Source organism: Tenacibaculum agarivorans (assembly GCF_001936575.1).
GTDB lineage: Bacteria > Bacteroidota > Bacteroidia > Flavobacteriales > Flavobacteriaceae > Polaribacter > Polaribacter agarivorans.
Map to the genome: position 1 here is coordinate 1 of NZ_MSMP01000004.1, position 14,790 is coordinate 14,790.

General features: G+C 30.7%; 13 protein-coding genes. 10 read left to right on the forward strand and 3 right to left on the reverse strand.

What is annotated here, in order from left to right:
- Positions 1 to 150: 150 nt before the first annotated feature.
- The 5 genes from thrS to BVC87_RS03815 all read left to right on the forward strand — a co-directional run bounded on the left by thrS (position 151) and on the right by BVC87_RS03815 (position 4,083).
- Entirely contained in the window at positions 151 to 2,103 is a 1,953-nt protein-coding gene (thrS, locus tag BVC87_RS03795; RefSeq protein ID WP_075341030.1) for a threonine--tRNA ligase, read from the forward strand.
- 69 nt (positions 2,104 to 2,172) lie between these two features.
- Entirely contained in the window at positions 2,173 to 2,691 is a 519-nt protein-coding gene (infC, locus tag BVC87_RS03800) for a translation initiation factor IF-3 (protein ID WP_075341222.1), read from the forward strand.
- Between the two features lie 65 nt (positions 2,692 to 2,756).
- The gene (gene rpmI / locus BVC87_RS03805) at positions 2,757 to 2,954 is read left to right on the forward strand and encodes a 50S ribosomal protein L35 (RefSeq protein ID WP_075341031.1); all 198 of its coding nucleotides are present in this window, start codon (positions 2,757 to 2,759) and stop codon (positions 2,952 to 2,954) included.
- 110 nt (positions 2,955 to 3,064) lie between these two features.
- Positions 3,065 to 3,409, forward strand: coding sequence for a 50S ribosomal protein L20 (gene rplT / locus BVC87_RS03810; protein WP_075341032.1), 345 nt, complete (start codon positions 3,065 to 3,067; stop codon positions 3,407 to 3,409).
- A 77-nt stretch (positions 3,410 to 3,486) separates the two neighbouring features.
- Positions 3,487 to 4,083, forward strand: coding sequence for a hypothetical protein (locus BVC87_RS03815; RefSeq protein ID WP_075341033.1), 597 nt, complete (start codon positions 3,487 to 3,489; stop codon positions 4,081 to 4,083).
- Between the two features lie 20 nt (positions 4,084 to 4,103).
- Here the strand turns inward: BVC87_RS03815 and BVC87_RS03820 are convergent, their stop codons facing one another.
- Positions 4,104 to 4,724, reverse strand: a complete 621-nt coding sequence (locus tag BVC87_RS03820) for a hypothetical protein (RefSeq protein ID WP_075341034.1) — start codon at positions 4,722 to 4,724, stop codon at positions 4,104 to 4,106.
- A gap of 516 nt (positions 4,725 to 5,240) precedes the next feature.
- Between BVC87_RS03820 and BVC87_RS03825 the strand changes: the two genes are divergently transcribed.
- The 5 genes from BVC87_RS03825 (at position 5,241) to obgE (ending at position 13,759) form a co-directional block, all read left to right on the forward strand.
- Positions 5,241 to 5,678: a hypothetical protein gene (locus BVC87_RS03825; protein WP_075341035.1), complete on the forward strand. Its 438-nt coding sequence runs from the start codon at positions 5,241 to 5,243 to the stop codon at positions 5,676 to 5,678.
- 10 nt (positions 5,679 to 5,688) lie between these two features.
- Positions 5,689 to 7,926 (forward strand): tectonin domain-containing protein, encoded by a 2,238-nt coding sequence (locus tag BVC87_RS03830; protein ID WP_075341036.1) that lies wholly within the window; start codon positions 5,689 to 5,691, stop codon positions 7,924 to 7,926.
- A 451-nt stretch (positions 7,927 to 8,377) separates the two neighbouring features.
- Positions 8,378 to 11,365: a protein translocase subunit SecDF gene (gene secDF / locus BVC87_RS03835; protein ID WP_075341037.1), complete on the forward strand. Its 2,988-nt coding sequence runs from the start codon at positions 8,378 to 8,380 to the stop codon at positions 11,363 to 11,365.
- 96 nt (positions 11,366 to 11,461) lie between these two features.
- On the forward strand, positions 11,462 to 12,580 hold the full coding sequence (locus BVC87_RS03840) for an adenylate kinase (RefSeq protein WP_075341038.1): 1,119 nt from the start codon (positions 11,462 to 11,464) through the stop codon (positions 12,578 to 12,580).
- 186 nt (positions 12,581 to 12,766) lie between these two features.
- Positions 12,767 to 13,759: a GTPase ObgE gene (gene obgE / locus BVC87_RS03845; RefSeq protein ID WP_075341039.1), complete on the forward strand. Its 993-nt coding sequence runs from the start codon at positions 12,767 to 12,769 to the stop codon at positions 13,757 to 13,759.
- On the opposite strand, the gene BVC87_RS03850 is transcribed toward obgE, so the two are convergent.
- Positions 13,756 to 14,256, reverse strand: coding sequence for a C40 family peptidase (locus tag BVC87_RS03850; protein ID WP_075341040.1), 501 nt, complete (start codon positions 14,254 to 14,256; stop codon positions 13,756 to 13,758). The two genes, obgE and BVC87_RS03850, sit on opposite strands and share 4 nt — an antisense overlap.
- Entirely contained in the window at positions 14,253 to 14,786 is a 534-nt protein-coding gene (locus BVC87_RS03855; protein WP_075341041.1) for a C40 family peptidase, read from the reverse strand. Before BVC87_RS03855 ends, BVC87_RS03850 begins: the two co-directional genes overlap by 4 nt.
- Positions 14,787 to 14,790: the final 4 nt, after the last annotated feature.

The window sequence follows — 14,790 nt, forward strand, 5'->3', positions numbered from 1 at the left end:
GAAAAATGAAGATTTATTCAAATCCAATAATCCAATAAAAAAACACACAGAGTTTACATTATATATTGTATTAAAAATGCTTTTACAATATCTTTGCGCCTCAAGATTTTCAATTGTAGGAAAATCTAACACTATAACATATTATATATAATGATTAAAATCACATTACCCGATGGAAGCGTTAGAGAGTATGAAAAGAATTCAACTCCAAACGATGTAGCAAAAAGTATTAGCGAAGGTTTAGCAAGAAATGTAATTTCTGCAAGTTTCAATGGTCAAACAGTAGAAACCACTACTCCATTAACTACTGATGGTGTTTTAACCTTATTTACTTTTGACAATCCTGAAGGCAAAAAAGCATTTTGGCACTCTTCTGCTCATGTTTTAGCTCAAACCGTCTTAGACTTTTACCCAAATGCAAAACTTACTATAGGACCTGCAATTGAAAATGGTTTTTATTATGATGTAGATTTTGGTGAAGAAACAATATCCGAAAAAGACTTTGCTTCTATTGAGAAAAGATTTTTAGAAAGAGCTCGTGAAAAAGCTGAATTTAAAATGAGATCAGTTTCTAAAGAAGAAGCTTTGTCATATTATAAAGAGCAAGACAATACTTATAAGGTAGAACTTATAGAAGGTTTAGAGGATGGCGATATTACTTTTTGTGATCATAGCAATTTTACTGATTTATGCCGTGGTGGACATATTCCAAATACTGGAATTATAAAAGCTATTAAAATAATGAATGTTGCTGGGGCCTACTGGAGAGGAGATGAAAAGAACAACCAGCTAACACGTATATATGGTATTTCTTTTCCTAAACAAAAAATGCTTACTGAATATTTAGAACTTTTAGAAGAAGCCAAAAAGAGAGATCATAGAAAATTAGGAAGAGAACTTGAGTTATTCACATTCTCTCAAACTGTTGGACAAGGTTTACCGTTATGGCTTCCAAAAGGAGCAGCATTAAGAAGCAGACTTGAAGATTTCCTAAAAGTTGCTCAAAAAAGGGCTGGCTATGAAATGGTAATGACTCCTCATATTGGACAAAAAGAATTATACGTTACTTCTGGTCACTATGCTAAATATGGAGAAGATAGTTTCCAACCTATTACTACTCCAAAAGATGACGAGGAATTTTTATTGAAACCTATGAACTGTCCTCATCATTGTGAGATTTATAAATTCAAACCATATTCTTATAAAGATTTACCAAAACGTTATGCAGAGTTTGGTACTGTATATAGGTATGAGCAAAGTGGTGAACTTCATGGCTTAACAAGAGTAAGAGGATTCACTCAAGATGACGCTCATATTTTTTGTACTCCTGACCAATTGGACTCTGAATTCAAAAATGTAATTGATCTTGTATTATATGTATTTACATCTTTAGGGTTTGATAACTTCACTGCTCAAGTTTCTGTTAGAGATCCGGAAACTCCAGAAAAGTACATTGGAAACGCAGACAATTGGGAAAAAGCCGAACAAGCTATTATAAATGCAGCTAAAGACAAAGGTCTAGACTTTATTATCGAGCCAGGTGAAGCAGCTTTTTATGGACCTAAGTTAGACTTTATGGTGAAAGACGCTTTAGGAAGAAGTTGGCAATTAGGAACAATTCAAGTAGATTATAATTTACCTGAACGATTTGATCTTACCTATAAAGGAAGTGATAATGAACTTCACAGACCTATTATGATTCATAGAGCCCCATTTGGTTCTATGGAAAGGTTTATCGCTATTCTATTGGAACATACTGGAGGTAATTTCCCGCTTTGGTTAACCCCTGAACAGGTTATTATACTGCCAATCAGTGAGAAATACGAAAAATATACAGAAAAAGTTTTACATTTGTTAGAAAATTCCGAAATTCGCGCCCTCGTTGATAACCGAAATGAAAAGACAGGTCGTAAGATCAGAGATGCGGAAGTAAACAAGATTCCTTTCATGATTATAGTAGGTGAAAAGGAAGAGCAAGATGGCACGGTATCTGTTAGAAAGCATGGTGAAGGAGACCTTGGAACTTATACAATAGACGATTTCGTTTCATTGATTAAGAATGAAATTAAAAAAACATTAGTTACCTTTAATAGTAACAATTAAATAATAATTTAAAATATATAAGCCATAGCAATTAGAAGAAAAGGTGGGCGTAGAAGACCCGCAAGAATAATTAAAGAAGATCAACATAGAATCAACGAAAAAATAAAATATGTTGATGAAGTTCGCCTAGTAGGTGATAATGTAGAAGTAGGTGTTTACTCTCTAGCCAAAGCTAAAGAAATCGCTCGTGAATTAGAGCTTGATTTAGTTGAGATTTCACCGAAGGCAGTTCCCCCTGTTTGTAAAGTAATTGATTATAAAAAATTCCTTTATGAGCAAAAGAAAAGAGAAAAAGCTTTAAAAGCTAAGGCGACAAAAGTAGTAGTAAAAGAAATTCGTTTTGGCCCTCAAACGGACGATCATGATTATGAGTTTAAAAAGAAGCACGCTATCAAGTTTTTACAGGATGGTGCTAAACTTAAAGCTTATGTATTCTTTAAAGGTCGTTCTATTGTATTTAAGGAACAAGGACAAATTCTATTACTTAAACTAGCTCAAGAGTTAGAAGAATATGGAAAGGTTGAACAGATGCCTAAGCTTGAAGGAAAGCGTATGATTATGTTCATTGCTCCAAAGAAAACAAAATAAAAATGTTATTCATATACATTAGATAACATAGAAAAATATAAGCAAGATAAAAACGATAGCAAGAGATGCCTAAAATGAAAACTAAATCTAGTGCCAAGAAACGTTTTAAGTTAACTGGTTCTGGAAAAATTAAAAGAAAGCACGCTTTTAAAAGTCATATCTTAACAAAGAAGTCTAAAAAGCGTAAGCTTGCATTAACACACTCTACATTAGTACACAAATCTGATGAGAGTAACATTAAGCAACAATTATTATTAAAATAATAGTTAGCTAGGTAGTAAATTAATTATTAACCATGGAGTTAGGCTCACAAAGAATTATAAATTACCTATTCGTAATTAGATAATCGCCTACTACAAAAAAACAGAGAATTATGCCAAGATCAGTAAATTCTGTAGCTTCAAGAAATAGAAGAAAGAAAATCTTGAAGCAAGCTAAAGGTTACTTTGGACGTAGAAAGAACGTTTACACAGTAGCAAAAAATGCGGTTGAGAAAGGATTACAATATGCTTACCGCGATCGTAAAAACAAAAAGAGAAACTTCCGTTCTTTATGGATCCAACGTATTAACGCTGGTGCACGTCAGTACGGAATGTCTTATTCACAGTTTATGGGTAAAGTAAAAGCTAATGATATTGAATTAAACCGTAAGGTTTTAGCAGATTTAGCTATGAATAACCCTGAAGCTTTTAAGGCAATTGTAGATAAAGTAAAATAAGTTTAATTACCTTGCTTATACTAAAAACCCAAACTTTCCCGTTTGGGTTTTTTTAAACTAATTGAAATCTAAAGCCAATGAAAATCATCAATTTTTTACTCGTAGTACTGATTTCTTCTACTACATTCAGCCAGAATAAACTAACTAAGAAACAGTTAGACGAATTACCAAATACTATAGAAAATCAATTTATTAAAACTTATGGTAAAGCTAGTTCTTGGCAGAAGTACAAAATGATTCCTAGAACTGAATTTCAAGCTTTTCAAAAAAGTGTTTTGGACAGTGTTAACCTATTAAAAAAAGATATTTCAACAAAGTTATCTACTATTGAAAATCAAGCTAAAGAAATCTCTTCTTTAAATGAAAAAATTAATGGTTTGTCTGGCAATTTAGATACAGCAATAGCTAAAGAAGATCAAATTAACTTCATTGGTATAGCTTTATCTAAAAAAACTTATAATGTAATTACTTGGTCAGTAATTGCTCTTCTTCTTGGTAGCCTACTTTTCTTTATTTTTAGATTTAAGAACAGTAATATTCTAACTAGAAAAGCTAAAAATAATTTGGCTGAAATAGAACAAGAGTTTGAACTTCATAGGAAGAAATCTTTAGAGAAAGAACAAAAACTAAGGCGTCAATTACAAGACGAAATTAATAAACAAAGGGGAGTTTAATAAACTTCCTTTTTTTATTCTTATAGGATATCATACAGTTCAGCAATTGCTTTTTCATGTTGTAAAGATTCATCAATTTCTTTTTCAAATTTAGACTCTAGTAAATAATTATAAAATCCATACTCATAGGTAATATAATTAATTGAAAAGTCTACTTCTTTTTCTATAAATATATAGTTACTCTTTTCGTCTTTTACATATGAATTGAATAAGTCTAACTTTTTTAGATTAAAATATTTCTTTGCTATAAGGTTTATAAATACTTCTTTTTCATTTTGATCTCGAAAAATATATCTAAAACAAACTAGCTGCTGCTTAAAAAAGTGTAGTTCTACAATAAATTTATAACTCCCCAACTTAACCTCCATAAACAGTACATCTATAAATTTTATTTTTTTTACTATTCTAAAGGAACCTTTTATTCTAGACTTCACTCTATTTAGGTGAGCCCCAAAATCTATGTCATTAAAAAACGTAATTTTTTCACTTGTTTTACATTCCGTTTTTAATGACTCTAATGAATTGAATAAGTTCAAGTATGAATCAGTATACTTGTAATTATTAATTATTCTTTCAAAATAAGAAGTATGATACTTTTTAGATTTGAAAAAGTATGAAAATGTTTTTCGGAATAATAACATAATAGTTTTCTATAGGTATCATCTTTCCCACCGAATTACATTGTGTACTAAATATATTAAAATTCTATGAAAAACTTAGGGTGAATTTCCTCAAAAAATGTTTATTTTTTGCAATAACTTTAAAAGTTATAAATTTTACTTTATGAAAAGAAGATTTTATTTTTTGTGATAAACTCCCCCCCTATTCTATTTAGCTGGAATTAAAAAATCCATAATTAGAATTAGATAAGTATAACAACACTTAAATTATCATATTTTCTTCCCAATCAATAATTCATTTTATTTCAAAAAAACAATTATTAGTTAGATTATTCAAAACGTTCCTTAAACTAGCCTTCAAAAATAAAGTTTCTTAATATCTATAGTTAATAGATTCATCATACACATTCAAGCTTCAAATAAAATAACTATTTATCATACTATTTTTTATTTCATTCAAAAAAAGACAGTCTTTATGTTAATTTCTTGTGCTTTTAAATATTTTTGCGATTTAATCAACCCTATAAATTAATCTCAATGAAAAAAAATTATTTATTTTTCACACTATCCCTATTGAGTATTTTTTCCTTAAGCTCTCAAACTAAAGAGCAAGAATACTCTAAAAAACAAATTCAATCATATAATAAAGTTTATCAAAAAATTCTAGACAATCCGTTTGACATTACTGCTTCGATGAGAAAAAACATTAAACAAGTTTCCATTACAGAAGAAAGAATGGGAGAAATTTTACAAGCTCAATTTAATGGCACTAAAATATCCATTACAAAAAAAGAGGCTCAAGAATTAGAAAAGTTAAAGTCTTTAATGGAGAATGATAAAAACATCCATGAAATTAAGATAAAAAAAATAATGACTGAAAATCATCTTGATTATGAAAACTATCAAAAAATTAAGAAAAAAATCACTACTAATAAGACTTTAAAAGCTAGAATTAATAAATCTCAAATTAAATAATCCCCCGAAAATGAAAACAAAATTAGTATATAAAATATTGTTTCTTTTATCCATTTCTGTTTATAGTCAAGAATTACCTAATCGCTATATAGATGAAATTACTAATGATATAACTATCACTAAAAACATAACTTTTAGCACAAATATTCCCACTATAAGAACTATTAACTTATTTGGAAATCAATTAGCCAATGAAAACACTTACGGTGAAGTTAGAACAAATCTTAAAATGGACATCTACAGTCCTAATAAAGATTATTTAGATAAAAGACCCGTCATCATATTTGCTTTTGGTGGTGGTTTTGTTAATGGCAGCAGAACAGAAAGAAGTATGGTTCAATTATGTGAAGCTTTTGCTAGACGAGGGTTTGTTACCGCTTCTATTGATTATAGATTAGGATTACATATTGGTGACTCCGAATTGGCAAAAAGAGCTGTTTATAGAGCTTTACAAGATGGAAGATCTGCAGTACGTTTTTTTAGAAAAAATGCTTCTACATATAAAATAGATCCTAATCATATTTATCTTTCTGGGCATAGTGCTGGGGCTGTATTGTCCTACCATGTTGCTTATTTAGATAAAGAATCTGAAAGACCTGCATCTACGAGAAATTTTATGGGACGAAGAGATTTAGGAAAACTTGATGATATCGGAGACAATAAAAGATATAGTAATGGTACTCTTATAAGTGGAAAAGCGAATGGTGTTATGGGCTTTGCTGGTGCTATTGGTGAATTAGATTACATTGAAAATTCATCAGAAATTCCTGGGGTATATTTTCATAGTTCAGATGACGGCACCGTTCTTTATAATACTGGCGAACCTTTTTCCAATCTAAGTTGGATTCCTGGTATAAATTTACCGGAGATACATGGTAGTAATGTCATGAATAACAGAGGGAGAAATGTAGGTGCAGAAAGAAAGTTTTATCCATTTACCAATCGTGGACATGGAGTACATACCAATGGAAGAAATATATATCCTGATATTATAGCTAATGGTGCTAAATATTTTCATGATGTACTCTTAAAACCCTCTAACACAAAACTTGAAGGAGATACTAATATTTGTGTAAGTTGCTCTTCTCAAACTTACTCTCTTACATCTGATGATTCTTATTATTATGATTGGAAGATTGAAGGTGGTACTTTTATTGACAAAGACTCTAAAAAAAATACAATTTCGGTAAAATGGAGTTCTACATTCAACGGTGAAAGAAACATATCTGTTACTCCTTATAGTAAACAACTTGCTAGAGGAGCTACTGTAAGTCTTAAGCCTCAACAAAGTTGTAATTGGGAAAAGCTTTCTGGATTAGCCATAGATGTTGGAGCTGGTAACGATAATACGTATATAGTTGGCACTAACAACAAGGTATACAAGTGGGAAAATAACAGATGGAATCAAATTCCTGGTATTGATGCCAGATTAGTTGATGTAAGTAATGGGATTCCATGGGTAATATCTACTAATAATAGAATTCATAGATATCTAAATAATAGTTGGGAACGTATAAGAGGTGCTGCTTGGGATATTGGTGCTAACGGGCCTCATGTATACCATATGGGAAGAAGTAATTCTATATACAAATATGCAGGCAATAACAGTTGGGATCATATTCCTGGAAAAAGAATTAAAAAGGTAGATGCTGCCGCTAATGGAGAAGCTTGGGCTATAGGAATGGATGATCATGTGTATCAATATCAAAATAGTGGTTGGACTGGTAAAAAGGGTAACTTCAGAGCTTCGGATATCACTGTAGTTGATGGTACTAATAAAGTATGGGCAGTAGAGCTAGGTACTGGTTACCCTCACTTATATAAGGGCAACGGTATTTGGGAAAAATTCCCAGGAATACTTACAAGTATTTCTGGCGTAAATGGACAATTATGGGGTACAAACTCTAGTACTTCTATTTATAGAAACGATTGCTTTAGTCTACAATCAAGATCTACAGAAACATCCGAAATTGTTACTAATACAGAAAATGATTTCACTAATGAAATTAAACTATACCCTAACCCTGTAAGTGATATTTTACATCTAGAATTCATTACACAAGACGATGATGAAGTTACTATAACTCTCCATAACATGTTAGGACAAATAGTATACACATCTACTATGGATAATATTGAAAGTAAATCATATCAAATCAATATGGAAAGTTTCCCTAAAAACTTATACATTTTAAATGTAGAACATAAAGGGAAGTTAATCTTGACAAAGAAAGTTATCAAAAAATAACTTTGATTTTAAAATAGTATTCATTTTAAAAGAGATGTAATATTTAAATCTCAGATAACACCTATATTATCTGAGATTTATTTTCCAGACTTTGTTACCGTTAACGTATCAATTCTGGCACCAATATTTAACATAAATTCACTCATTATTCATTTAATTATTATACATTAAAATTCGATTACGTAAAATAAAACAAATGAATAATAGTTAACATTAAAAAAACTGTAATAATCTTGATATTAAGAGATTAAAATTACAGTTTAAATATGTAGCCATAATAACTTAAACATATATTAACACCTTCATTTTTGGTCAGTTAAATAATTTAATAAAAGAATTTTCATTGCAATAGCATTGAAAATTATGAAAAAACTAGGTTTTTTTTTCTGTTATACTTTTGATACACTATATTTGCTCGATTTTAAAATGAAGTCAATTTAAATTATTGAAAATGCAAAACAAAGGTCTAATCAGATTATTTGCAATCCTATTTGGGTTAGTAAGTTTATACCAATTATCATTTACATTTTTTGCTAATAAAGTAGAAAAAGAAGCAAAAACTTTTGCTGAGGCAAATGTAAGTGATAATAAAGATGGTAGAGAGCTAGCTCGTTTAGAAAGAAAATACTTAGATAGTGTTGCAAATAAGGAAGTAGTATTAGGTAACTCTTACAATGACATTAAGGACAAAGAAATGAACCTTGGTCTTGATTTAAAAGGAGGAATCAATGCTATCTTACAAGTATCGGTAAAAGATATCTTAATAGGATTATCTAACGATTCTAAAAACACAATTTTTAACCAAGCTTTAGCTAATGCTGACGAAGCTCAGAAAAATGCTCAAGATGATTACATCGATCTATTTTACAATGAGTTTGAGAAAGCTAGCAATGGTTCAATAAAACTAAGTGATCCTACAATTTTTGGTAATAAATTACTTCGTGAAAAAATTAATTTCGAAAACACTAATAGTGAAGTAAAAGCTATTTTAGAAGAAGAAATTAATACTTCTATCACAACTGCTTTTGAAGTTTTACGTAGTCGTATTGATAAGTTTGGTGTTGTTCAACCAAATATCCAAAGAATTGGAACTTCGGGTAGAATTCAAGTAGAATTACCAGGAGCTAAAGATATTGATCGTGTACAAAGATTATTAGAAAGTACTGCTAAATTACAATTTTGGGAAGTATACACTAATATAGATGTACAAAACTTTTTCTTTTCAGCTAATGCAAAAGCAGCAGAATTATTAAAAGAAAAAACAGCGGAAACTACACAAGAAAAAGATTCAACTAAAACTAATGAATTAGATGATCTTTTAGGTGAAGCTAAAGATTCTACTGAAATCGCTAATCAGAAGAATTTATTCACATATTTATTTCCAAATATTGCTCAAAATCAGAATCAAGCTAGTTCTTTAGTAGCACAAGCAAAAGTTGCTGATACAGCTAAAGTAAATAGTCTATTAAAGAATAAAGAAATTCTAGCTTTATTACCAGCAAATTTAAGGTACGTTAAATTCTTATGGGACTACAAAGCAGCCCCAAGCGCAGATAAGACTACCGAGATACTTGGTCTATATGCTCTTAAAGGAAATAGAAATGATGTCGCTCCTATAGAAGGAGATGTAATTGCTGATGCAAAACAAGATTATGATCAATTAAGTAAGCCTGTAGTTTCTATGGCAATGAATAGTGTAGGGACTAAGAAATGGGCTAAAATGACTAGTGAAAATGTAGGGAAATTCGTTGCAGTTGTACTAGATGAGTATGTGTATACTGCTCCAAGTGTAAATCAAGTAATTTCTGGTGGTCAAACTCAGATTTCTGGTGGTACTATGACTGTTGAAGAAGCTCAAGACATTTCTACGGTATTAAAAGCTGGTAAATTACCTGCTCCAGCTAGAATTATTGAAGCAGAAGTAGTTGGACCTTCATTAGGTAAAGAAGCTATTAGTGCTAGTATGTGGTCGTTTGCTTTAGCAATTTTACTAGTATTAGTATGGATGGTTTTATATTATGGAAAAGCTGGATTATATGCTAATGTTGCTTTACTAGTAAACATATTATTCATATTTGGAGTACTAGCATCATTTAATTCTGTATTGACACTACCTGGTATTGCAGGTATCATTCTTACGATTGGTATGTCTGTGGATGCCAACGTAATTATATTCGAACGTATTAAAGAAGCCTTAAGTTCAGGTAAAGGATTATTGGAAGCCGTTAAAGAAGGATTTAGCTTTAAAGGAGCTTTATCTGCGATTATAGATGCTAACATTACTACCTTTTTAACTGGTATTATATTATATGTTTTTGGTACAGGACCAATTAAAGGTTTTGCTTTAACATTAATGATCGGTATTGGTACTTCTTTATTTACAGCTATCTTCATTACTCGTTTATTTGTAGATGGAGCTGTTAGAAAAGGATCTGATTTAACTTTTAATACTAATTTCTCTAAGAACTGGTTTAAAAATATCAACATTGAATTCTTAAAGAAGCGTAAATTAGCTTACATCGTTTCTGGAGCTTTAATTTTAATAGGTTTAGGTTCTATGGCTACTTTAGGTTTAAAACAAGGTGTTGACTTTAAAGGGGGTAGATCTTACGTTGTACGTTTTGACAAGCCTATGAAAGCTAATGAAGTAGCTAATTCTTTAAAAGATGTATTTGGTACTGCTCCTGAAGTTAAAACTTATGGTGCAAACAATCAGTTGAAAATAACTACTGTATTTAAAATTGAAGACAAGAGTAAACAAGTTGACGAAGAAGTACAAAATGCTTTATATACTGGTTTAAAATCTCACTTTACAGATCTTAGTTACGAAAACTTTAAACCTGGTTTTGAAAAGATTGGAAATGCTCAAGGTATTATGAGTTATATGAAAGTAGATCCTACTATTGCGGATGATATTAAACAAGCTGCAATATGGGCTGTATTAGGTTCATTACTTGTAGTGTTCTTATATATCTTATTACGTTTTAGAAAAGTTTCATTCTCTATAGGTGCAGTTGCTGCCGTTTTCCATGATGTTTTAGTAGTATTAGGGGTATTCTCTTTACTATATAAAGTAATGCCTTTTGATATGGAAATTGGTCAATCGTTTATTGCAGCAATTCTTACCGTAGTAGGTTACTCGCTGAATGATACCGTGGTAATCTTCGATAGAATTAGGGAATATGCTGATAATAGTAAATCATTCTCTGCAAGTTTGGTAGATAAAGCTTTAAACAGCACTTTAGGTAGAACAATCAATACATCTTTAACAACATTATTAGTAATGTTAGCTATCTTCTTCTTTGGTGGAGATAGTATTAAAGGATTTATGTTTGCCTTAATTGTTGGTGTTGTTGTAGGTACTTACTCATCTTTATTCGTTGCAACTCCAATTATGTTTGATGCAACTAAGAACAAAAAAGAAGATACTAAAAAGTAAATTCATATAAAATTATAAACAAACCGTTTTGTTTTCACTGAGTTAATCAGTAATCAAGACGGTTTTTTTTATTTAATTACCTATATTTACCACCATATGAAAATAAAGAAACTTCACGATTTATACTTCAAAGAAGTAATTAGTAAGGAAGAGATAAATTCTATTGTAAAAACTCTTGCTTATCAGGTAAAACAAGACTTACCAGAAAATGAAGTACCTTTATTTATCGGTATTTTAAATGGTTGTTTTGTATTTGCTTCTGACTTTGTACGTGAGTTTAACAGAGACTCTGAAATCACTTTTGTTAAACTAGCTTCATATGAAGGTACCTCATCAACTGATACCGTAAAAAAACTGATTGGAATTAATGAAGATATTTCTGGAAGAACAGTAATTATTTTAGAAGATATAATTGATACTGGCACAACACTTCAAGAGATTTATGAAATATTCCGAACAAAAAATATCAAAGAATTAAAAATCGTATCGTTATTTTTTAAACCAGACGTTTATCGTAAAGAACTACATATTAACTATATTGGAAAGAGTATAGAAGATAAGTTTATTGTTGGTTATGGTTTAGATTATAATGGTTTAGGGAGAAATTTACCCGCAATATATCAATTAACAACACAACCCAAAATGAAAAATATAGTATTATTTGGACCTCCTGGTGCTGGAAAAGGTACTCAGGCAACATTATTAAAAGAGAAATATAATTTAGTTCATATTTCTACTGGTGATGTTTTTAGATTCAATATTAAAAACCAAACTGAACTTGGGGTTTTAGCTAAAAAATATATAGATGCAGGAGATCTTGTTCCTGATGAAGTAACTATTAATATGCTAAAACAAGAAGTAGATAAAAATGCTGAAGCAAATGGTTTCATTTTTGATGGTTTTCCACGCACAGAAGATCAAGCTAAGGCTTTAGATGAATTTTTAGCTGAAAAAAATGAACGAATCAATGGTATGGTTGCTTTAGAAGTTCCTGAAGATTTATTAGTGGAACGAATTTTAGACCGTGGAAAAACTAGTGGCCGTTCAGATGATACTGATGAGGATAAAATCCGTAATCGTTTTAATGAGTACAATACAAAAACTGCAATCTTAAAAGATTACTACGAAGCTCAAGGTAACTTTTATGGTATTGATGGTGTAGGAACTATAGAAGAAATAACCTCTCGTTTAGCTACTGTTTTTGATAAACTATAGGCTTAACGATATTAGATATTAGATATTAGATATTAGATATTAGATATTAGATATTAGATATTAGATATTAGAAAGTTATAATATTACTTTCTATTCAACTACTTCGTTAGGATATATTCCTGAATTAGTATTTTGTTTTTAAACTATAATTTTAACTTTCTAATATCTTACTCTTAATTTAGAAAAATGACTGAAGGAAATTTTGTTGACTATATAAAGATTTATGCTTCTTCTGGTAAAGGAGGACGTGGATCTGCACATTTACATAGAGAAAAGTTTATTGCCAAAGGTGGTCCTGATGGTGGAGATGGTGGTCGTGGTGGACACATTATTTTTCGTGGTGATAAAAATATGTGGACATTATTTCATTTGAAATTTAAACGTCATTTTAGAGCTGAAGGTGGTGGAGATGGTGGATCTAGTAGAAGTACAGGTAAAGATGGTGCTGATGTTATCGTTCCTGTGCCATTAGGTACAATTATAAGAGATGCTGATACTGATGAAATCCTATTCGAAGTTACCAAAGACGGACAAGAAACTATTGTACTTGAAGGAGGCAAAGGAGGAAGAGGAAATTGGCATTTTAAATCGCCAACCAATCAAACTCCAAGGTATGCTCAACCAGGTATTGATGGTAAAGAAGCATGGTATCGAATTGAACTAAAAATACTAGCTGATGTAGGTTTAGTAGGATTTCCTAACGCCGGAAAATCTACACTTTTATCTGTTTTAACTGCTGCAAAACCTAAAATAGCTGATTATGCTTTTACCACACTTAAACCTAATTTAGGGATTGTAGAATACCGAAATCATCAGAGTTTTGTAATGGCAGATATTCCAGGTATTATAGAAGGTGCTGCTGAAGGAAAAGGTTTAGGACATTACTTTTTAAGACATATAGAACGTAATTCTTTATTACTTTTCTTAATCCCTGCGGATAGTGATGATATCAAAAAAGAGTATGACATCTTACTCAATGAGCTTAAAAAGCATAATCCAGAATTATTAGATAAGGATCGTTTACTCGCAATATCTAAATCTGATATGTTAGATGATGAGTTAAAAACTGAAATTAAAGCTGAACTACCTGAAGGTATTGAAAGCTTGTTTATTTCTTCAGTCGCACAAATGGGACTTACTGAATTAAAAGATAAACTTTGGAAACAGCTAAATAACTAGTTAATTATTCTTTTAGCAAACACAAATGCCTTTTTCCAGTAGCTCTCTTCTAGAGACGCAATTACTACTCCTTTTGATGTGCTAGAATGAATAAATTGAACAGTATTAGATCCTGTTGAAATAACTAATCCTACATGATTAATAGGTCCATCTAATCGATCGATATTAAAAAAAAGTAAATCACCTCTTTTTACTTTAGATACATCTACTTTTTCTCCTGCAGCACTCATTGCTCTGGAAGACCTTGGTAAAGTGATGTCAATTCCTTTAAAAGAAGTAAAGACTAAACCCGAACAATCCATACCATTTTTTGTAGTCCCTCCAAATTTGTATGGCGTACCTCTATAAGAATTTGCTATATCTATAACTTCTGTAATTTTACTTACCTCTCCTACTCTTTCTATTTCCATTGCATTTCTTGCTCTCTTATTTTTGTTTGCAAATCGATATGCAGAAATCAACATTAAAATCACCACAAAAAATACTACCTTCTTCATTTCAACACTCGTTTTGCTTTTACAAAGTTTCTCTTGTAATATTTTTGCGACATGTTGTTAACTGTTACCCCTCTTTTTGTTGAAGCATGAATAAAATATACAACTCCATTCTTTACTGAAGTTACTAATCCTACATGAGTAATTCTTCTGGGTTTTCTAGGATTCGTTTTAAAAAACAACAAATCTCCTTTTCTTGTACTATTCAAAGAAATTGTTTTTCCTTGGTTAGACATGTCATATGAAGTTCTAGGTAACGAAACTCCATGCTTTTTAAAGGAAGTCATAATTAAACCAGAGCAATCCATACCTCTACTAGTTACTCCTCCGTACTTATAGGGTGTACCTTTATACGTATTTGCTGTATTTATAATTTTGTTAGCTAACGCCGTTCCTTTTTTTCTGTAGGTTTTCTTTTTTGCTACAGTCTTTCTTTTTGTTGTATATCTCTTTGATGAAGTTGTAGGTTTAGATGATGAACATCCGTACGCTAAAAATAAAATCAATAAAATTTGGGGTAGTTTTTTTATCACTTAT

Coding starts and splice junctions, on each gene's coding strand:
- rpmI (WP_075341031.1), top strand. CDS start 2,757: ATGCCTAAAATGAAAACTAAATCTAGTGCCAAGAAACGTTTTAAGTTA.
- thrS (WP_075341030.1), top strand. CDS start 151: ATGATTAAAATCACATTACCCGATGGAAGCGTTAGAGAGTATGAAAAG.
- BVC87_RS03840 (WP_075341038.1), top strand. CDS start 11,462: ATGAAAATAAAGAAACTTCACGATTTATACTTCAAAGAAGTAATTAGT.
- secDF (WP_075341037.1), top strand. CDS start 8,378: ATGCAAAACAAAGGTCTAATCAGATTATTTGCAATCCTATTTGGGTTA.
- BVC87_RS03820 (WP_075341034.1), bottom strand. CDS start 4,724: ATGTTATTATTCCGAAAAACATTTTCATACTTTTTCAAATCTAAAAAG.
- BVC87_RS03830 (WP_075341036.1), top strand. CDS start 5,689: ATGAAAACAAAATTAGTATATAAAATATTGTTTCTTTTATCCATTTCT.
- BVC87_RS03815 (WP_075341033.1), top strand. CDS start 3,487: ATGAAAATCATCAATTTTTTACTCGTAGTACTGATTTCTTCTACTACA.
- BVC87_RS03825 (WP_075341035.1), top strand. CDS start 5,241: ATGAAAAAAAATTATTTATTTTTCACACTATCCCTATTGAGTATTTTT.
- BVC87_RS03850 (WP_075341040.1), bottom strand. CDS start 14,256: ATGAAGAAGGTAGTATTTTTTGTGGTGATTTTAATGTTGATTTCTGCA.
- rplT (WP_075341032.1), top strand. CDS start 3,065: ATGCCAAGATCAGTAAATTCTGTAGCTTCAAGAAATAGAAGAAAGAAA.
- obgE (WP_075341039.1), top strand. CDS start 12,767: ATGACTGAAGGAAATTTTGTTGACTATATAAAGATTTATGCTTCTTCT.